The 19,889-nt window shown below is 71.1% G+C and carries 16 protein-coding genes and 1 pseudogene; 13 read left to right on the top strand and 4 right to left on the bottom strand.

Annotated elements, in window-relative coordinates:
* The first annotated feature begins 114 nt into the window (after positions 1-114).
* On the top strand, positions 115-1,632 hold the full coding sequence (locus ACZ4UU_RS39650) for an SDR family NAD(P)-dependent oxidoreductase (RefSeq protein WP_471908277.1): 1,518 nt from the start codon (positions 115-117) through the stop codon (positions 1,630-1,632).
* On the opposite strand, the gene ACZ4UU_RS39645 is transcribed toward ACZ4UU_RS39650, so the two are convergent.
* Both ACZ4UU_RS39645 and ACZ4UU_RS39640 read right to left on the bottom strand, forming a co-directional pair.
* On the bottom strand, positions 1,611-2,390 hold the full coding sequence (locus ACZ4UU_RS39645; protein ID WP_471908276.1) for an SDR family oxidoreductase: 780 nt from the start codon (positions 2,388-2,390) through the stop codon (positions 1,611-1,613). The two genes, ACZ4UU_RS39650 and ACZ4UU_RS39645, sit on opposite strands and share 22 nt — an antisense overlap.
* A 25-nt stretch (positions 2,391-2,415) precedes the next feature.
* Positions 2,416-2,811, bottom strand: a complete 396-nt coding sequence (locus tag ACZ4UU_RS39640; protein WP_471908275.1) for a hypothetical protein — start codon at positions 2,809-2,811, stop codon at positions 2,416-2,418.
* A gap of 471 nt (positions 2,812-3,282) precedes the next feature.
* Here ACZ4UU_RS39640 and ACZ4UU_RS39635 point away from each other — a divergent pair, with 471 nt between their 5' ends.
* The 4 genes from ACZ4UU_RS39635 to ACZ4UU_RS39620 all read left to right on the top strand — a co-directional run bounded on the left by ACZ4UU_RS39635 (position 3,283) and on the right by ACZ4UU_RS39620 (position 5,876).
* On the top strand, positions 3,283-3,456 hold the full coding sequence (locus tag ACZ4UU_RS39635) for a hypothetical protein (RefSeq protein WP_107122756.1): 174 nt from the start codon (positions 3,283-3,285) through the stop codon (positions 3,454-3,456).
* 66 nt (positions 3,457-3,522) lie between these two features.
* The gene (locus ACZ4UU_RS39630; RefSeq protein ID WP_471908274.1) at positions 3,523-4,005 is read left to right on the top strand and encodes a GNAT family N-acetyltransferase; all 483 of its coding nucleotides are present in this window, start codon (positions 3,523-3,525) and stop codon (positions 4,003-4,005) included.
* An 81-nt stretch (positions 4,006-4,086) separates the two neighbouring features.
* Positions 4,087-4,665, top strand: a complete 579-nt coding sequence (locus tag ACZ4UU_RS39625; protein WP_471908273.1) for a TetR/AcrR family transcriptional regulator — start codon at positions 4,087-4,089, stop codon at positions 4,663-4,665.
* Between the two features lie 17 nt (positions 4,666-4,682).
* Positions 4,683-5,876 carry a GDSL-type esterase/lipase family protein gene (locus ACZ4UU_RS39620; RefSeq protein WP_471908272.1) on the top strand — a complete coding sequence of 398 codons (1,194 nt, stop codon included), beginning with the start codon at positions 4,683-4,685 and terminating at the stop codon, positions 5,874-5,876.
* A gap of 142 nt (positions 5,877-6,018) precedes the next feature.
* Here the strand turns inward: ACZ4UU_RS39620 and ACZ4UU_RS39615 are convergent, their stop codons facing one another.
* Positions 6,019-7,377, bottom strand: coding sequence for an amidase (locus tag ACZ4UU_RS39615; protein ID WP_471908271.1), 1,359 nt, complete (start codon positions 7,375-7,377; stop codon positions 6,019-6,021).
* A 247-nt stretch (positions 7,378-7,624) separates the two neighbouring features.
* Between ACZ4UU_RS39615 and ACZ4UU_RS39610 the strand changes: the two genes are divergently transcribed.
* The 3 genes and pseudogenes from ACZ4UU_RS39610 to ACZ4UU_RS39600 form a co-directional block, all read left to right on the top strand.
* The gene (locus tag ACZ4UU_RS39610; protein ID WP_471908270.1) at positions 7,625-9,466 is read left to right on the top strand and encodes a family 20 glycosylhydrolase; all 1,842 of its coding nucleotides are present in this window, start codon (positions 7,625-7,627) and stop codon (positions 9,464-9,466) included.
* Between the two features lie 10 nt (positions 9,467-9,476).
* Complete coding sequence (locus ACZ4UU_RS39605) at positions 9,477-11,018, top strand: alpha-L-fucosidase (protein ID WP_471908269.1); 1,542 nt, start codon at positions 9,477-9,479, stop codon at positions 11,016-11,018.
* Between the two features lie 43 nt (positions 11,019-11,061).
* Positions 11,062-12,165, top strand: a pseudogene (locus tag ACZ4UU_RS39600) (serine hydrolase domain-containing protein); the annotation flags it as partial.
* 50 nt (positions 12,166-12,215) lie between these two features.
* Here ACZ4UU_RS39600 and ACZ4UU_RS39595 read toward each other — a convergent pair.
* Entirely contained in the window at positions 12,216-13,262 is a 1,047-nt protein-coding gene (locus tag ACZ4UU_RS39595; RefSeq protein ID WP_471908268.1) for a LacI family DNA-binding transcriptional regulator, read from the bottom strand.
* A gap of 194 nt (positions 13,263-13,456) precedes the next feature.
* On the opposite strand from ACZ4UU_RS39595, the gene ACZ4UU_RS39590 reads away from it, so the two are divergent.
* From ACZ4UU_RS39590 to ACZ4UU_RS39570, 5 genes are read left to right on the top strand one after another with little or no spacing between them, the layout of a single operon-like run.
* Positions 13,457-14,749 (top strand): ABC transporter substrate-binding protein, encoded by a 1,293-nt coding sequence (locus ACZ4UU_RS39590; protein WP_471908267.1) that lies wholly within the window; start codon positions 13,457-13,459, stop codon positions 14,747-14,749.
* Between the two features lie 6 nt (positions 14,750-14,755).
* Entirely contained in the window at positions 14,756-15,670 is a 915-nt protein-coding gene (locus ACZ4UU_RS39585) for a carbohydrate ABC transporter permease (protein WP_471908266.1), read from the top strand.
* Positions 15,667-16,578 (top strand): carbohydrate ABC transporter permease, encoded by a 912-nt coding sequence (locus tag ACZ4UU_RS39580; RefSeq protein WP_471908265.1) that lies wholly within the window; start codon positions 15,667-15,669, stop codon positions 16,576-16,578. The genes ACZ4UU_RS39585 and ACZ4UU_RS39580 overlap by 4 nt, the downstream gene beginning before the upstream one ends.
* A gap of 32 nt (positions 16,579-16,610) precedes the next feature.
* On the top strand, positions 16,611-17,879 hold the full coding sequence (locus ACZ4UU_RS39575) for a glycoside hydrolase 5 family protein (protein ID WP_471908264.1): 1,269 nt from the start codon (positions 16,611-16,613) through the stop codon (positions 17,877-17,879).
* The gene (locus ACZ4UU_RS39570) at positions 17,876-19,882 is read left to right on the top strand and encodes an endo-beta-N-acetylglucosaminidase (protein ID WP_471908263.1); all 2,007 of its coding nucleotides are present in this window, start codon (positions 17,876-17,878) and stop codon (positions 19,880-19,882) included. Before ACZ4UU_RS39575 ends, ACZ4UU_RS39570 begins: the two co-directional genes overlap by 4 nt.
* Positions 19,883-19,889: the final 7 nt, after the last annotated feature.

Genomic DNA, 19,889 nt, shown 5'->3' with positions numbered 1-19,889 from the left:
CCCCAGGTCCGTTCGCCGGATTTTGGAGGAGTGACCCGGCGCTCCGTACAATTCCCCGTTCGAAAGCGGGCGCGGTCGGAGCGCCGCTCGGGTGATCAGGGAAACGGCAGCGCGATGACGGTGACAGACGAAGGCTCGGCGACCGTGGACGAGGTCGTGCGCGAGTCCGGTGACGAGGTCGTGTACGGCCCCGGCATCGACCCGGAGCGGCTCGCCGTCTGCCTCAGCGTGCTCGACGAACTCGACAAGCTGGAGGTCGACCATCCCGACGCGATCGCCGTGCGCCGGGCCACCGCGGGTATCTACCGCACCGTCAAGCAGCGCCGCCGCCAGGAGCGCCGGGCCGCCAAGACCGCCCACGACAAGGCGGTCACGGAGGCCACGGCGACCGGCTCGGCGCAGCGCATCGACGACGAGACCGAGGGCATCCTGCCGTCGTCGGCCACCGACGTCGGCAAGATCGCGGGGATACTCCAGCGCCCGCGCTCCTGCTACACCTGCAAGACCCGGTACGTGGAAGTCGACTACTTCTACCACCAGCTCTGTCCGGACTGCGCCGCCCTGAACCGCGCCAAGCGCGACGCCGGCGCCGACCTCACGGGCAAGCGCGCCCTGCTGACCGGCGGCCGCGCCAAGATCGGCATGTACATCGCGCTCAGGCTGCTGCGCGACGGCGCGCACACGACGATCACCACGCGCTTCCCGAAGGACGCCATCCGCCGCTTCAAGGCGATGGACGACTCCGGTGACTGGATGCACCGCCTGGAGGTCGTCGGCATCGACCTGCGCGACCCGGCCCAGGCCGTCGCCCTCGCCGACCAGGTCACCGAGGCCGGCCCCCTCGACATCCTCGTCAACAACGCGACGCAGACCGTACGCCGGCTGCCCTCCGCCTACGCCGCCCTGGTCGACGGCGAGAGCGCCCCGCTGCCCGCCGGTGAGCTCCCCGCCCACCACGTCATCGGCGCCTTCAACTCCGGCGCGGTCGACGGCCTCGCCGCGCTGCCGCTGGGCACCAGCGGCCTCGACGCCCAGAAGGTCGCCGACCTCGCCCTGGTCGCGGGGAACGCCAGCGTCGCCCGGCACCTCGACGGCACCGCGATCGACGCGGGCGGGCTCGTGCCCGACGTCGTCGACAGCAACACCTGGGTGCAGACGATCGAGCAGATCTCCCCGGTGGAGCTCCTCGAGACCCAGCTGTGCAACTACACCGCGCCGTTCATCCTGATCAGCAAGTTGCGGCCGGCGATGGCCGACGCCGCGAAGAAGGCGGCGAGCGGGCGGGCGTACGTCGTGAACGTCTCCGCGATGGAGGGTGTCTTCGGGCGCGGCTACAAGGGTGCGGGGCATCCGAACACGAATGCCGCCAAGGCCGCGATGAACATGGTCACGCGGACCAGTGCGCAGGAGATGTTCCAGAGCGACGGCATCCTGATGACGTCGGTCGACACGGGCTGGATCACCGACGAGCGTCCTCACTTCGACAAGTTGCGGCTTGCCGAGGAGGGGTTCCATGCGCCGCTCGATCTGGTGGACGGGGCGGCTCGGGTGTACGACCCGATCGTGCGGGGTGAGGCGGGCGAGGACGTGTACGGGGTCTTCCTGAAGGATTACGCGCCGGGTAAGTGGTAGGCCCTGCTGGGGTGGGCCGGGCGTACCCGCGTTCCTCCGTCGACCAGCAGATCCGCTCCCGTCACCCACTCCGCCTCGTCCGACGCCAGCCAGACCACGGCGCGGGCGATGTCGTCCGGCTCGCCGATCCGGCCCAGGGGGAGGGCGGTGGCCGTCTCCTTCTCGTTCGGCTCCCACACGAAGCGGGCCATCTCGGTGCGGACGAGGCCGGGGGAGACGGAGTTGACGCGCACGGTCGGCGCCAGTTCGCCCGCCAGTTGCTGGGTCAGGTGGAGCAGGGCCGCCTTGGTGGTGCCGTAGGCGCCGATGCCGGGGCCGACGTGAGTGGCGCCTTCCGTGCAGATGTTGATCACGGCGCCGCCGTGTTCGCGCATCCAGGCGCGCCAGGCGCACTGGACGAGCCGGAGCGGGGCCTCGACGTTCACGGTGAAGGACTCGCGCCACGAGAGTGGGTCGACGTCCATGAGCGGGCCGTACGGCTGGTTGGTCGCCGCGTTGTTCACGAGCACGTCGAGCCGGCCGAACTCGCGCAGGGTCAGGTCCACGACCGCCCGCAGATGGTCCGGGTCGGCCACGCTGCCGGCCGCTCCCACGCCACCCAGCTCGGCGGCCGTCCGCCGCACCTCGTCGGCGTCCCGCGCGGTCACGCACACGAGCGCACCGGCCCGCGCCAGGCGCTCGGCGACCGCCCTGCCGATGCCGCGGGTACCACCCGTGACGACGGCGGCCCTGCCCCGGAGTGCGTACGACGACGTCATCGCCGTACCGTCTCATGACGGGCCGTCAGTCAACAGCCCCGAGACGCGAGTGCCGTGCCGCCACCAGCTCCAGGACCGTGCGCCAGTCCTCCAGGACCCCGGCGTCGAAACAGGTGGCCCGGCTCTCCTCGACCGCCAGGTGCAGGCGCAGCGCGTCTTCGTCCGTGCCGGGGTCGTGGCGGCCGACGAGGCGGTGGACGCGTTCGCCGAGCAGCTGCCGTACGGCTTCGGCCGCGTGCTCGGTACGGCGGGTCTCGTCGCCGGGGCACAGCAGCCACCCGATGTCGTGGACCAGGCCCGCCACTTGGAGCTCCTTGTCGGCGGGGCGGCTGCGGCGCAGCAGCGCGGCGGTCCGCAGCGCGGGCTGGTGCGGGCAGGCGTACAGCAGATCCATCAGCTCTTCGACACCGCGCAGCTCCATGCGTCAGTCCTCCCGCCGGCCGGCCGTTGCCGTCCGTCAGCAGATCATGGCCGCCTTGCGATTCGGCCAACGGGACCTGAACTGCGCGGCGTGGTGGGGTCCGACGCGGGGGCGCGGTGCCGTTGAGCCGAACGAGTGACTGGTAAATGCCGTAATTCACGGCAAAGCAGGAGATGACGGGCAGGTGAAATCCGGTCGGCTCCGGATAGTTACCCTGTGTTTTCAGCCCCATCGAGCGGGCGCCCGCTCATTTGGTTAGTCTGTAGCGGACGGACAGCATGACAGGGTCCCAACCCACACCCACGGTCCGTCCCGGGACAAGCCGGTGCACAACGGCCTGCTCTCACACCAGTACACCGGCGCCACCGCGTCCGAGCCGACTTTGAGTAAGACCCGAGCGGGCGTCAAGTACCGGACCGCAGACTGGACCGGCCTCGCCCCGAGGGTGATCCGACACAGAAGGAGTGCGCGGTGACACCTGAGCAGACGAATCGCGAACAGCGCCCCAAGGAACGCACGGAGCGCGCCGGCCGCCGGTCCAAGGAGATCGGCAGTCTCGATGTGTGGGCCAGGTCCGCCCCCATCCGCCTGGCGGGCTACGAGGACGACCTCGCCGAGCCCCACATCCTGCCCAGCGTCGACTGACGGGTCGACCGGAGGGGCAGAGCCCTTCGCGATTGCCGGACGCATGGGCGTGCGAGACTCACGCCCATGCTGATCAGAGAAGCCGCGGCCGACGACTGGCCGCGGATTTGGTCTTTCTGGCACCGGATCGTCGCCGCCGGTGAGACCTATGCGTGGGCCCCGGACACCTCCGAGGAAGACGCCCGGGCCCTGTGGATGAACCCGGCCAAGAGTGTCCACGTCGTCGAGGACGATGCCGGAGTCGTCGTCGCCTCCGCCTATGTCACCGCCAACTACGGCGGCCCCGCCGCCGGTATCGCCAACGCCGGCTTCATGGTCGACCCCGATCACGGCGGGCGCGGCATCGGCCGTGCCCTCGCCGAGCATGTGCTGGTCGTGGCCAAGGCCGAGGGCTATCGGGGCATGGTCTTCAACGCCGTCGTCGAGACCAACCCGGCCGTGCGCCTGTGGGCCTCCCTCGGCTTCACGATTCTCGGCACGGTCCCGGAGGCGTTCGAACACCCACGGCACGGGCGGGTCGGCCTGCACATCATGTACCGGGCACTTTAGTCGACCGCCTTCACATTCTCCTCGTTTGCCTAAATACTTTAGGTAAATGCATAATCGTTTACGGCAAACGGGAGGACTGTTGTGGCACGCGTAGGGCTGACCACGGAACGCCTGGTGGGGGCGGGTGCGGAGCTGGCCGACGAGATCGGCTTCGAGTCGGTGACCGCGTCGGAACTGGCCCGGCGGTTCGATGTCAAGGTCGCCAGCCTGTACTCGCATGTGCGGAACTCCCAGGACCTCAAGACGCGGATCTCGCTCTTCGCGTTGGAGGAGCTTGCCGACCGGGCCGCCGACGCCATCGCGGGCCGGGCCGGCAAGGACGCCCTGGTCGCCTTCGCGAACGTCTACCGCGACTACGGCCGCGAGCACCCCGGCCGGGCCGCCGCCGCGCGGATGCGGCTAGACCCCGAGACGGCGGCGGCGAGCGCGGGCGTCCGGCACGCGCAGATGACCCGGGCGATCCTGCGCGGCTACGACCTTGCCGAGCCGGACGCGACCCACGCCGTGCGGCTGCTGGGCAGCGTCTTCCACGGCTACGCCAGCCTGGAGGTCGCGGGCGGCTTCAGCCACAGCGCCCCCGACTCCGAGGAGACCTGGACGCGGATCCTGGACGCCCTCGACGCCCTGCTGCGCAACTGGCCCACCGAGCCCACCCCTTGACGACAGGCGGAGGACACATGGACACCGAGCACGGCATGCGGCACGACTGGATCACCACGCCGGTCACCGCCGAACTCCTGCGCGGCGCCCTCGACATCGAGCACACCGAGCACGGTGTGCTGCCGCACCGGCTGCCCGCCCGGGCCCGGGCCCAGAACACCGACGGACAGCTGGCCATGGCCGAGTCGCAGCCCTCCGGCGTACGGCTGGCGTTCCGCACCCGGGCCACCGCCGTCGAACTGGACGCGCTGCGCACCAAGCGCGCCTATATCGGCGCGCCGCCCCGACCGGACGGCAGGTACGACCTGATCGTCGACGGCCGCCCCGCGGGACAGGGCAGCGTGACCGGCGGCAACGTGCTGACCGTCGACATGACAGCCGGAACCGCCGAGCAACAGGCCGGCCCGCCCGGCACCGTCCGCTTCACCGGGCTGCCCGAGGGCGACAAGGACGTCGAGATCTGGCTGCCGCACAACGAGACCACCGAACTGATCGCCCTGCGCACCGACGCCCCCGTCGAGCCCGCCCGTGATCCGGGCCGCAGGGTGTGGCTGCACCACGGCAGTTCGATCAGCCACGGTTCCGACGCCGCGAGCCCCACCGGTATCTGGCCCGCGCTCGCCGCCTCGCTCGGCGGCGTGGAGCTGATCAACCTGGGCCTGGCCGGGAGCGCCCTGCTCGACCCGTTCACCGCCCGCACCCTGCGCGACACCCCCGCCGACCTGATCAGCGTCAAGATCGGCATCAACGTCGTCAACGCCGACCTGATGCGGCTGCGCGCCTTCGGGCCCGCGGTCCACGGGTTCCTCGACACCATCCGCGAGGGCCACCCGACGACACCCCTGCTCGTCGTGTCGCCCATCCTGTGCCCGATACACGAGGACACACCCGGACCCTGCGCTCCCGACTTCAGCGGCCTGAGCGCCGGCCGTCTGCGCTTCGTCGCCATGGGCGACCCGGCGGAACGCGCGAGCGGCAAGCTGACCCTGGGCGTGATCCGGGACGAGCTCTCCCGCATCGTGAAGCAGCGGGCGGCCGACGACCCGAACCTGCACTACCTCGACGGCCGCGACCTCTACGGCGAGACCGACTCGGCCGAACTTCCCCTGCCCGACGGCCTCCACCCGGACGCCGCCACCCACCGCCGCATCGGAGAGCGGTTCGCGCGGCTGGCGTTCACGGCGGACGGGCCGTTCGCCGAGGGGAGCTGACGGGCCCTCTCAGTGGGAGCAGCACAGGCGAGCGCCGTTCCCCGCCGGCTTCCGCGGCGAATACCGCAGGTCCTGCTACCGGAGACCGCGGACGATGGCCGCGGTCGCGGCGGCGCGACACCTGCCGAGCGCGGTCCGAGCCCTACGACGACACGGCCTCGTCCAGCGGAGCCGTCCGCCGCCACGGCCGCAGCTTCTCGATCTGCTCCGCCAGGCCCAGCAGGACCGCCTCCGAGCCGGGACGACCCACCAGTTGTACGGCGCTGGGGGCGCCCGAGGGGAGCGTGCCGAAGGGGATCGCCATCGCGGGCCAGCCGGTGAGGTTCCACGGGGGAGTCATCGGCGAGTAGTTGGTGTTGGCCAGGACGTTGCGCAGCCAGCCCCGCTCGTGCCAGGGCTCGGACCTGGGGGAGCGGCGGGCGAGGGCCGGGGTGAGGAGCACGTCGTACTCGGCGAAGAACGGCTCCAGACGCCGGCGCAGCTGCTCCCGGCTGTCCCCGCCCCGCACCCGGTTCACGAAGCGCTTGCCGACGGTGGCGTGGACCCGGGTCCGGCGGGTGAGCTGCCGGAGGTCGAGACCCCTGACGTCCTCGGCCGTGCCCGCCGTCCAGTGGGTGAGCGAGGTGACGCCCAGTGACATCGGGTACGGCGGGTCCGCGCGCCGCACCTGGTGACCGGCCTTGATCAGCAGCCCGGCGGCCTCGCGGGCGGCGCTCGCGTACGGCTTGCTGATGGCGACCCCGGCGAGCGGGCTGCGCAGTGACACCGCGATCCTGTGGGTGCCGGGCGCCTTTGGCCGTGCGACCTCGGTGCCGGCGAGGACCGACAGCATCAGGCGGGTGTCCTCGACCGTCGTGGCCAGCGGGCCGTTCTCCGACATGCCGAACCAGTCGCCGTCGCTGACGCCGGCCGGGACCACGCCGTAGCCGGGCTTGATGGTGATCAGGCCGCAGTTGGCGGCCGGGATGCGCAGCGAGCCCATGCCGTCGTTGCCGAGGGCGATCGGCACCATGCCCGCCGCGACCGCGGCCGCGCTGCCGCCGGACGAGCCGCCCGCCGTGCGGGAGGTGTCCCACGGGTTGCGGGCGGTGCCGTGCACGCCCTCCGTGGTGCCGAAGACGCACAGCTCCGGCACGTTCGTCAGGCCCACGACCACCGCGCCGGCCGCCCGCAGCCGGGCCACGGTCACATGGTCGTCGTCGGCCAGGGTGTCCGGGGTCGCCGCCGAGCCGATCCGCTTGGACTCGCCGCGCACCGCGAGGTTGTCCTTGATCGCCACCGGCACGCCCGCCAGCGGCAGTTCGGCGAGGTCGCCGCGCGAGGCCACCTCGTCGGCCTCGGCGAGCGCCGCCTCGGCCCGCACCACCCGGAACGCGCCGACGCGACCGTCGAGCCGCTCGATGCGTGCCAGGTGCTCGGCCACCACCTCACGGGGCGTGGCCCGCTTCTCGCGTACGGCGGCGGCGATCTCCGCGGCGGTCCTGCCGACCCAGCTGGTCACGGCTGCTCCTCGGGCTTACTGGCGAGTATGTAGGAGAACTCTGCCCCGCGGCGGGCCCGGCGTCGAGAGCCGCCACGCTTGGATATTCGGGCGGCTCTTCTTGGACTTTTCACGCCGCCCCTTCCCGGCTTCGCCTCGCTGACCTGCGCATCATCCGATCAATGAGTCAACTTGGCCCACTTCGCGTCCCATTGACAGCCCCTGGGGCCCGCCCAATCATCAGACATCCGATGAATAGGGGTGCCTCATGAGGAGACGCTGGAGATCGTCAGGTGTCCTGGCGGTGCTGACGCTGATAGTGCTGCTCGTGGCGCCGCTGCCCGCGGTCGCACAGCAGGCGCGGGCGGCAGCACCGGTGACGGTGCCGGCCCTGGCCGACTGGACCCCGGCATCCGGCAGTTACACCTACCGTCGCTCCGCCCGTCTCGTGGCCGCCGACGCCGGCGGACGGCGCGTCGCCGACACCCTCGCCGGCGATCTGCGCGACGCGGGACACGGCACGCCCCGCGTGGTGCACGGCGGCGCGCGGCCCGGCGACGTCGTCATCGACGTCCAGCCCTCCCGGACCACCCTCGGCACGGACGGCTACGAACTCCGCGCGGGCGACCGGCTGTCCATCACCGCGGCGACCGAGACCGGCGCCTTCTACGGCACCCGCACCCTCCTCCAGCTACTCGCGCAGGGCGACCGCGTCCCCGCCGGCCGCACGGTCGACGTACCGCGGTACAGGGAGCGGGGTGTCGGTGTCTGCGCCTGCTACATCCACGTCTCCCTGCCCTGGCTGGAGAACCTTGTCCGGGAGATGGCGTACCACAGACTCAACCAGCTGCTCCTCGAACTGAAGGTGAAGAGCGAGGCCCACCCCGAGGCCAACACCTGGGGCTACTACACCAAGGACGAGATCCGCCGCCTGGTCGCCCTCGGCAAGCGGTACCACGTCGAGATCATCCCCGAGATCAACTCACCGGGGCACATGGACCCATGGATCGAGAACCGCCCGGACCTCCAACTGACCGACTCCGACGGCGACAGACAGCCCTCGCGGCTCGACATCACCCGGCCGGAGGCCTTCGCCTACTACACCAGCCTGATCGACGAGTACGCCGAGGTCTTCCCCGCCACCTCCTGGCACATGGGAGCCGACGAGTACATGCTCGGCTCCGACTTCGCCAAGTACCCGCAGATCCTGAAGTACGCCCAGGACAGGTACGGCCCCGACGCCACACCCCAGGACGCCTTCATCGACTTCGTCAACCGTGTCCACACCTACGCGGCCGGCAAGGGCAGGAAACTGCGCATCTGGAACGACGGACTCACCGGCGCCAACACCGTCCCGGTGACCGCCGGCACGACGGTCGAGCACTGGCTGAACGTGGCGGTGAAACCCAGCCGGCTCCTCGCGCAGGGCTACCCGGTGATGAACGCCGCGTACGCCCTCTACCTGGTCCGCGGCGGCTTCCACAGCGACACCGACGGGCTGTACGACCAGAGCTGGGACCCGCGCGGCTTCGAGGGCGAGAAGCTCGCCTCCGCCGACGGCGTCACCGGCGCGAAGATCAGCCTCTGGCCCGACAACGGCCGGGGCGAGACCGAGAACGAGGTCGCCGTCGCCCTGTGGCCGGCGTTGCGGCACATCGCCCAGGCGACCTGGGGCGATCCCCACCCGGACGCCACCTACGCCGAGTTCACGGCGCGCGGCACGGCCGTGGGCCACGCCCCCGGGTGGCGGGACCTGACCCGCGTACCGGTGGCGGACGGGTCGTACACCTTCCGGACGTCCGGGCGGTCCTTCACCGCCGAGCTGCGGCGCACGCCCGACGGCTACGCGACCGTGCGCACGGCGGACGGCTGCCTGGAGGTGCGCGGCGGAAAGCTCACGCTCAACGTGCCGCTGCAACCCGGGGTGGAGGCGGCGCCGCAGACCTGCGATCCCGCGAACACCCTCCAGCGCTGGCAGTTGGAGCCCACGACCGGTGGCTACCGGCTCGTCAACGCGATCACCCGGATGACAGTGAGCGTCACGGACGACGGCCGGCTCGTCCAGTACCCGCCGGACCAGCACCCGCCCGCCGTATGGCACCTGACCTGAGGAGCCTGCCATGGCCGTATCCCGTCGCGTCTTCGTCGCGACAGCCACCGTCCTCGCCGCGACCGGCGCCACCAGACCCGCCCTCGCGGCACCCGCAGCCGAAACCGGGGACAGCTACCGCATCCCCGTCAGCCCCGACGACACCGAGGCCGACCTGGTCCGCAAGGCCTCCCAGGTCCGTCCCACCGCACGGCAGATCGCCTGGCAGCGCCTGGAACGCACCGCGTTCCTGCACTTCGGCGTGAACACGTTCACCGGCCTCGAATGGGGCACCGGCGACGAGGACCCGGACCTCTTCCAGCCGACCGGCCTCGACACCGACCAGTGGGCGCGCGCCCTGCGTGACGGCGGCTTCAGGCTCGCCATCCTCACGGTCAAGCATCACGACGGCTTCGTGCTGTACCCCTCCCGCTACACCGGCCACTCGGTGGCCTCCAGCACCTGGCGCGACGGCCAGGGCGACGTGCTGCGCTCCTTCGCCGACTCCATGCGCCGGCACGGCATCAAGGTCGGCGTCTACATCTCGCCCGCCGACGAGAACCAGTACCTCCACGGCGTCTACGCCAACGGCAGCGCCCGCACCGACCACACCGTCCCCACCCCGGTCACGGGCGACGACCGCACGCCGTCACGGTCGTACACCCTCCCGGCCACCGACTACGGCGCCCACATGCTCAACCAGCTCTACGAGGTCCTCACCGAGTACGGCCCGATCGACGAGGTCTGGTTCGACGGCGCCCAGGGCCGCATCCCGCCGGACAAGGTCGAGAAGTACGACTGGGACAGCTGGTACGCCCTGGTCCGCTCGCTCGCGCCCGACGCCGTGATCGCCGTGTCCGGCCCGGACGTCCGCTGGGTCGGCAACGAGGGCGGGCTGGCCCGGGAGGACGAGTGGAGCGTCGTACCGGTGCGGGAGAAGGACTACGGCCGTACGGACTACGCCCTGTCCTACGACGCGCCCGACATGGGCAGCCGCGCCGCCCTGGTGAAGGCCCGGCCGATCGCGGACCACCTGCAGTGGTGGCCCGCCGAGTGCGACGTGTCGATCCGCGACGGCTGGTTCTACCACGCCGACCAACAGCCCAAGAGCGTCGAGCAGTTGACGGACATCTACTTCCGCTCGGTGGGCCGCAACTCGGTGCTGCTCCTGAACATCCCGCCGGACACGGACGGCCTGCTGCCCGCCGCCGACGTGGCGCGGCTGCGGGAGTTCCGCGAGCGCGTCGACCGCGAGCTCCCAGAGGACCTGGCGCGCGACGCCCGGACCACCGTCTCACCGGGCCGGGTCACGGTCGACCTCGGCCGGGAGCGCGAAGTGGACCGGATCCGGCTCGCGGAGGACATCCGGTACGGGCAGCAGGTGGAGAGCTTCGTCGTGGAGGCCCAGCGGGACGAGGGCTGGGCGGAGGTGACCCGGGCCGGGGTGATCGGCGCGAGCCGGATCCTGCTGCTGGCGGTACCGGTGCGGGCGCGGCGGTGGCGGGTGCGGGTGACCGGTTCGCGGGCGGCGGCGCGGATCGTGGAGTTCGGGCTGTACCGGTCACAGGTCTGAAATTCGGTTGACCGGCACGGGGCCGCACGGCTGGATGGGGCGCATGGCCGACATCCAGGGCACCTACGACCGCCTGTTCCTCGCCGTCCCGAACGCGCTGGCCGACATGCTGGACGCGGGGGACGCGGGCGGCTCCGTCGCCGTCTTCGTGGACGGCGAACCGGTGGTGGACGTCTGGGGCGGGTTCGCGGACGCCGACCGCACCGTCGCGTGGGAGCGCGACACGCTCGTCAACGTCTGGTCTGTGACCAAGACGATGACGGCGCTGTGCGCCCTGGTCCTAGTCGACCGCGGCGAACTCGACCCGGACGCGCCGGTCGCCCGGTACTGGCCGCAGTTCGCGGCGGCGGGCAAGGACGAGGTGCTCGTACGGCACCTGCTCTCGCACACGGCCGGCCTGCCCGACTGGGACGGGACGGTCGACGAGCTCCACGACTGGTCGGCCGCCACGTCCCGGCTCGCCGCGCGCGCTCCTCGCTGGGAGCCGGGCACGGCCGCCGGATACCACTCCCTCACCCAGGGATTCCTGGTCGGGGAGGTCGTGCGCCGGGTCACCGGCCGCACGGTGGGCGAGTTCCTCGCCGCGGAGGTGACGGGTCCGCTGGGCGCCGACTTCCACATCGGTCTGCCGCCCGAACACGACCACCGGGTCGCCCTCACCATCCCGCCGGCGGGCCGGGACGAGGACTACGCGGCGAGCGCGCCGGCCAACCCGACGGGCTCCGAGGCCGGCAACGGCGTGCGTGTCCGCGACGGCAACAGCCCGGCCTGGCGCCGCGCGCAGATCCCCGCCGCGAGCGGCTACGGCAACGCCCGCTCGGTCGCGCTGGTGCAGTCGCTCCTGGCCTGCGGGGGAGAGGTGAACGGCGTGCGCCTGCTGTCGCGGGCGGGCTGTGACCGCGCCGGGGAGGAACAGTTCGACGGCGACGACCGCGTCCTGGGCATGCCGATGCGATGGGGCCTGGGCTACGGCCTGTTCGGCGACACGTACGGCTGGGGCGGCTGGGGCGGTTCCCTGGTGATGATCGAGCCCGACAGCCGGATGGCCGTGGCGTACGTGACCCACCAGATGCGCGAACCCGCGGAGGACACCCGGGGTCTTGAGATCGTGACAGCCGCTTACGAGGGGCTCCAGGGGCTGCGCCGCCAGGGCCAGTACGACACCGGTGGCGTGAGGCCGGGGATCGGGGACCGCGGTCAGGCGCCCCGCGCCCCCCCCGTACTGCCCCGCTCCACCAACCGCGGCACCGGCACCCGGACCGCCCGCGCCGACCCCCCGTCCACCAGGGCGGTCAGTTCGCGTGCCGCCGTGCGTCCGAACTCCACGCTGTCCCGGGACAGCGCCGACAGCCACGGCTTGACCATGCGGCACAGCGCCGAGTCCTCCCAGGACACCACCGAGACGTCGGCCGGTACCGAGAAGCCGAGTTCGGCGGCCGCGGCGGCACCGGCGACGGCCATCACGTCGTTGTCGTAGATCAGGGCGGTCGGGGGAGTGGGACCCTCCAGCACCCGGCGGGTGACCGCCGCGCCCTCGGCGTCGGAGTAGTCGGTGGTCACGGACTTCACCTCGGACAGGCCGCGCCGCCCGGCCTCGGCACGCAGGGTGCGGATGCGGCGCTCCGTGTGCGCGAGCCCCGGCAGTCCGGCGATGTGCACGATCCGCCGGTGCCCGAGGGCGTGGAGGCCGTCCACGACCGAGGCCATCGCGCCCGCGTCGTCCGCCCACACGGTCGACAGGCCGGGGTGCCGGTCGTCGGGTGCGCCGCCGATCACCACGGCGGGCAGGCCGAGTTCGTCGAGGAGATCGGGGCGGGGATCGTCCGTGCGCGGGTCGACGACGAGGACGCCGTCCACGCGGTGCTCGGCCCACCAGCGCCGATACACGGCGCACTCGTCCGCGACGTCCTCCACCACCTGGAACAGCAGCCCGAGATGGCGCTCCGCCAGCACTTCCTGGATACCGGAGACGAGTTGCAGGAAGAACGAGTCCACACCCAGCGTGTCCGCGGGCCGCGCCAGCACGAAGCCGACCGTCGCGGCGCCCTCCCCGGACAGGGCCCGCGCCGCCGTGCTGGGCCGCCAGCCCAGCTCCTCGGCGACCCGCCGCACGCGGTCACGGGTGTCCTCCGAGACGCCGGGTCGTCCGTTCAGGGCGAAGGAGACGGCGCTCTGCGAGACGCCGGCGTGCCGCGCTATGTCCTTCATCGTCGGCCTACGGGCCGGTGACCGCTTGCCTGACATGGTGGTTCCCCTGATTCCCCATTCGGGCGACACATTCCCGGAGCAGTATGCACTAATGCGGTTCAGCTCGGTGATCCTAATGCGCATTAGTCACTAATGAAATTAGCTGCGCGACAGCCATTGACGGGCTCGTGGAACGGCGTGCAGGGTCTGCCTCGTCGACCAACCCGCCCATAAAAGGAGGACGGTTCACGGTGCCCGTTTCCCGTAGAGCCCTCGCTGCCGCAATCGCCGTCTGTGTCGTCCTGCCGCTGAGCTCCTGCGGCTCGGGAGGGGGCGACGGTGCCGCCGCCGACGCCTCCGGCAAGGTCGAGGGCGACATCACCTTCCAGACCTGGAATCTCCGCGCCAACTTCAAGGACTACTTCGAAGGCCTGATCGCCGACTTCGAGAAGAAGCACCCCGGCACCGACGTCAAGTGGATCGACCAGCCCGCCGAGGGCTACGCCGACAAGATCAGCGCCGACGCCGCCGGCGGCACCCTCCCCGACGTCGTCAACGTCTCGCCCGACCTGGTCGCCCCGCTCGCCGAGGCCGGCCTCGCGCTCGACCTCGACAAGGCGGCGTCCCAGTACAAGAAGGAGTACCTGCCCGGCGCCTGGGCCAGCCATCGGATACCGGGCATGACGGGGACGTACGCCTTCCCCTGGTACCTCAACACCGGCCCGCTCTTCTACAACAAGACCCTGTTCAAGGAGGCCGGCCTCGACGCCGAGCAGCCGCCGAAGACGTACGACGACGTCTTCGCCGCCGCGCTGAGGATGGCGGAGAAGACCGACGGCAAGGTCGCCACCCTCGCCAACGTCCCCACCATCGAGGACTTCGGCCGCTACGGCGTCCAGCTCATGAACAAGGACGGCGACGCCTTCACCTTCAACGACGCCAAGGGAGTCGAACTCCTCACCAAGTACAAGGAGTTGTACGACGCCAGGGCCCTCGACCCGCAGGCCCTGACGGCCACTCCCGAGTCGTCCGGCAAGAAGTTCCTCACCGGCGCCGTCGCCATGAACCCCGGCAGCGCGCTCGACCTCGGCAACTTCAAGAAGCAGGCGCCGAACCTGTACAAGAACATCGGCATCACCGACCAGATCACCAGCACCGGCCACGTCAACATGTACGTGATGGGCGTGATGGTCAACGCGCAGACCAAGCGCACCCCCGCCGCGGTCGCCTTCGCGCACTACGTCACCGACGCCGCGCACCAGATGTCGTTCGCCAAGCAGGTCGCCATCTTCCCCAGCACCGCCGGCTCGCTCGACGACCCGTACTTCACCAAGGAGGACGGCACAGACGAGACGCGGGTGCGGGTCGCCGCCGCCAAGTCGCTGAAGAACGCGGTCAACTACACGCCCGTGCTGTTCAGCGAGCAGATGAAGACCGAACTGCGCAACGAGGTCGCCAAGGCGTTGCAGGGCAAGGAAAGCCCGAAGGAAGCTCTTGACAACGCTGTCGAGGCCTGCAACCGGCTTCTCCAGCAGCAGGGTTAGCGGGCGATGGCCACCTCGACCGTCTCCCGGACACGGCGTCCCGAACAGCGGGTGCGGCGCCAACTGCCCACCAGTCCCTGGCTGTTCGCCGCCCCTGGGATGCTGATCATCGGCGCCTTCATCCTGTACCCGTTCGTCTCGACGGTGGTCAACGCCTTCACCGACCGCCGTACCCTGATCCCGGGCGAGTTCGTGGGCCTGGCGAACTTCCGTGAGCTCCTGAACGACGAGATGTTCTGGATCGGCCTGCGCAACAGCACGCTGTACGTCCTCGGAGTCGTACCCGCGCTGGTGGTCCTGCCGCTGCTGCTCGCGCTGCTCGTGCAGAAGAACATCCCCGGTATCACCTTCTTCCGGTCCGCCTTCTACACCCCGGTCGTCGCCTCGATCGTGGTCGTCGGGCTGATCTGGGTGTGGCTGCTCGACGAGCGCGGACTGGTGAACTCGCTGCTGGAGGCGATCGGCGTCGGCCGGGTCGGCTTTCTCAGCGACCAGTGGCTGCTCCTGCTGAGCGCGATGGCCGTGACGGTCTGGAAGGGCCTCGGCTACTACATGATCATTTATCTGGCGGCGCTGGCGAACGTGCCGCGCGAGCTGCACGAGGCGGCCGCCGTGGACGGCGCCGGCGCGATCCGCCGCTTCGTCACCGTCACCGTGCCCGCCGTCCGCTCGACCATGGTCCTGGTCGGGGCGCTGTCCTCGGTCGCCGCCTTCAAGGTGTTCTCCGAGGTGTATCTGATGGCCGGCCCGAGCGGCGGACCGGCGGGCGAGGACACCACCCTCGTCATGCTCGTCCAGCGCACCGGCACCGGCCTCACCGGCCGCGTCGGCTACGCCTCGGCCATCTCCGTCGTCGTCTTCGTCGTCACCGTCGCCCTGATGCTGCTCGTGCTGCGCGCCGACCGGAGGGAGGAGTCATGAGCGTGCTGGAGAAAGTACGTCCCACCGCGTCCAGACCCCCGGCCGCCGCCCGCGAAGCCCGCGTCACCGACGAGAACGGCCGCCGCGTACGGGTGTGGGAACTCACCCTGCGCTACCTGCTGCTGCTCGCCGTCCTCGCCCTGACCGTCGGCCCGTTCCTCTGGCAGCTGTCGACCTCCCTCAAGGGGCCGACCGAGGACATCTTCAGCTCCCCGCCGAAGTTCCTCCCGGGCGAGCCGACGCTGCACAACTACGAGCGCGTCGCCGACACCATCCCCGTCTGGGACTACGCCCTCAACTCACTGAAGGTCGCCACCGCCAACGTCGTCACCAACTGCGTCGGCGCGGCCCTCGCCGGCTACGCCCTCGCGCGGCTGCGCTACCGGGGCCGCCGCGCGGCCACCCTCGCCTTCATCCTCGCCATGCTGGTGCCCGTGGAGGGCATCATCATCGCCCAGTTCACGACCATGCGGGAACTCGGCCTCAACAACACCCTCGTCGGCGTCGTGCTGCCCGGCTCCATCAGCGCCCTGAACGTGCTGCTCATGCGTAACGCCTTCCTCAACCTGCCGTACGAGATCGAGGAGGCCGCCTATGTCGACGGGGCCAACGTCTGGCAGCGGTTCCTGCGGATCGCGCTGCCGTCCGTGAAGGGGACGGTCGCCGTCGTCGCGATCTTCGCGTTCATGGGTGCCTGGGACGACTTCCTGTGGCCGCTGATCGTGCTGAGCGACCCGTCCAAGTTCACGCTGACCATCGGACTCAACTATCTGCACGGCACCTTCGCCAACGACGAACGCCTCGTCGCCGCCGGCACGATCATCGCCGTGGCGCCGCTGATCGCCCTGTTCGCCTGCCTCCAGCGGTACTTCTTCCGCGGCGTCGGCGAGGGCGCGGTGAAGGGCTGAACCCCCAACCCCCCGCCTAGCAAGGACACCGCATGCCTTCTGCCGTGCGCTTCGGCGTCAACTACACCCCCAGCGAAGGGTGGTTCCACCACTGGCTCGACTTCGACCTCGACTCCGTACGCGCCGACCTCGACTCCATCGCGGCGCTGGGCCTCGACCACATCCGGGTCTTCCCGCTGTGGCCGTACTTCCAGCCCAACCGCACCCTGATCCGTGAGCGGGCCGTATCGGATCTCGTACGGCTCGTCGACGCCGCAGCCGAACGCGGCCTCGACGTCAACGTGGACGGACTGCAAGGCCACTTGAGCAGCTTCGACTTCCTGCCGGCCTGGACCCGGACCTGGCACCGGCGCAACCTCTTCACCGACCCGGAAGCCGTCGAGGGCCAGGCCGCCTACCTGCGCACACTGGCGTCGGCGCTGGCAGACCGCCCCAACTTCGTCGGCATGACCCTCGGTAACGAGGTCAACCAGTTCTCGGCGGGCCCGCACCCCGACCCCGACCGGGCAACGGCCGAGCAGATCGACGCCTGGCTCACCCGCATGCTCGCCGCCTGCGAGGAAGGCGCCCCGGGGCGGCTGCACCTGCACGCCGAGTACGACGCCACCTGGTACCAGGACGACCAGCCGTTCACGCCGGCCCAGGCGGCCCGGCACGGCGCCGTCACCGCCGTGCACTCCTGGGTCTTCAACGGAACCGCCCAGCGCCACGGCCGCACCTCCGTGCCGGCCGAGCACCACGCCGCGTACCTCGTCGAGCTGAGCAAGGCCTGGGCCGACGACCCGCACCGCCCCGTCTGGCTCCAGGAGGTCGGCGCGCCGGCGCCCCTGGTCCCGCCCGAGCACGCCGCCGCCTTCACCGAGGCGACCGTGACCCATGCCCTGGACTGCCCCGACCTGTGGGGCATCACCTGGTGGTGCTCCCACGACGTCTCCCGGGAACTGGCCGACTTCCCCGCACTCGAATACGGGCTGGGCCTGTTGACCAACGACCGGAAACCGAAGGACACGGCCGGCGTGCTGGCCCGGGCCGCGAGTGAGCGGCACACGTACGCGCCCGCGCCCCGGACCACCGCACTCGTGGTCCCCGCCGACCCGGCCGTGCGCTCGGCCTGCGCCCCCGGCGGCACCGTCTTCGACGCCTTCTTCCAGCTCACCGCCGACGGCGCCCGCCCCACCACCGTCCTCGACACCCGCGCCGACGACCAGGACCACCTGGCCGCGCGCGGCGTCACCGAGGTCGTCACTCCCGATCAGGTACTCCCCGCCCCACAAGGACTCCAAGGAGGCACCCGCTCGTGAAACCCACCAGACGCACCGTCCTGCTCGCCGGCGCCGCCACCCTGCTGCCGCTGACCTCCTCGCCCGCGACGGCCTCCCCCAGGACCAGGCCCGCCGCCCTCCAGCCGTACGCCTCCTACTGGTACCCGGACTCCCTGCCCTCCGGCACCCCGGGCCCCGGCATCACCTGGCGCGGCCTGAAGTCCTGGCGCCCCGCCGACGACCCGGACCTCGCCTTCAACGCGTCGACCGTGCCGCTGGCCCCGCGCTTCACCCCGACCCCGGCCAACGCCACGGCCCGCGCAGGGCAGGCCCGTATCCAGTCCCTCGTGTCCTTCGGGCCCACCGCGAGCAACCCCGCCCAGGGCTCGGCCACCGCCGACTACTACGCCCTCACCCACTGGGCGTACATCGACGAGCTGGTGTTCTGGGGCGGCTCGTCGGGGGAGGGGCTGATCCTCGCGCCGAACGCGCCGATCGTGGACGCCGCCCACCGGCACGGGGTGCCCGTCCTCGGGAACGTCTTCCTGCCGCCCGTCGCCTACGGCGGGCAGCTGCGGTGGACGCGGGACCTGGTGCAGAAGGACGCCGCCGGGCGGTATCCGCTGGCCGAGCGGCTGGTGGCGGTCGCGGAGGCGTACGGGTTCGACGGGTGGTTCGTGAACGCCGAGACCAGTGGCGGGGACGCCGCTCTCGGTGCCGCCATGCTCGGCTTCCTGCGGGAGCTGAAATCGCTCGCCCAGGGCAAGGGACAGCGGGTGACCTGGTACGACTCGATGACCGTGAACGGGAGCGTGAGCTGGCAGGGGGCGCTCAACTCGCAGAACGAGGCGTTCTTCCAGGCCGCCGACGACATGTTCGTCGACTTCCGGTGGACGGCCGGCAGTCTGTCCTCGTCGGGGCGGCGGGCCCAGCAACTCGGCCGCAGCCGGTACGAGTTGTGGGCGGGTGTCGATGTCGAGGCGAACGGGTGGAACTCGTCCGTGCGGTGGGACGCGATCGTGCCGTCGGACAAGGCGCATGTCACGTCGGTCGGCTTCTACCGGCCCGAGTGGACGCGCAACCACCTGCCGGCGGAGGGTCGGGCACCCGGTGACTTCCATGCAGCCGACGACCGGTTCTGGACCGGACGCTCACTCGACCCGTCCGCGCCGGACGGCACGGACAGCTGGCGGGCACCCGCCGTGTCCGTCGCCGACCGCTCGACGGCGACGTCGGTGCCGTTCGCGAGCGTGTTCAACACCGGGCACGGGCTGCGCTGGTACGAGGCGGGGGAGGTGACCTCGGCCGCCCCCTGGAACCATCTCGGGTTGCAGGACCGGCTGCCGTCCCGGCGCTGGGTCGTGCACACCGAGGGGCAACGTCCGGCTGTGAACTTCGACTTCGCCGACGCGTGGTGTGGCGGGAGCAGTGTGCTCGTCGACGGTGAACTCGACGAACCCGTGGTGGTGGATGTGTATGCGACACGGCTGCCATTGAGTGTTGACACGGTTGTCGAGCTGACGCACCGGGTCGACGAGGGCCGTGTGAACGTCGAGCTGGGCGTCGCCACCGCCGAGCCGAGCGCGCCGGGGGCGACACCGCCGTACACCTTCTTCCCTGTGAACTCGGTCAACACGTGGCAGTCGTCGACCGTACGGCTCACCGGCCTGAGCGGAACCGTGCGCGCGCTGGGGATCCGGCTCACCGCGATCGACGGCCCGGTGAGCTGGCGGCTCGGCGGGATCGCCGTACGGAACGAACCCGTCACCCCCGCCCCTCCCTCCCGCCTGCGGATCACCGGTGCCTCCGGCGGCGAGCTACGCCTGGCCTGGAACGCCTCCCCGGACGCCGTACGGCACTACACCCTGCACCGCGTCCTGCCCGACGGCACCCGGCGCTTCCTCGGCGGAACCTGCCAGCGCGCCTACTTCGTCGCCGGTCTTCGGCCCGAACAGGGCGAGGCGGCCGCACGGTTGGAACTGCGTGCCGTAGGGGAGCTGTACACAGCGTCGGCCCCCGCCACCGTGACCCACCCCTGGTAACCGTTCC

The organism is Streptomyces sp. NPDC028907, assembly GCF_055564995.1.
Note: the sequence above shows the minus strand (reverse complement) of the source record. Positions and strands in the feature narration are given on the sequence as shown.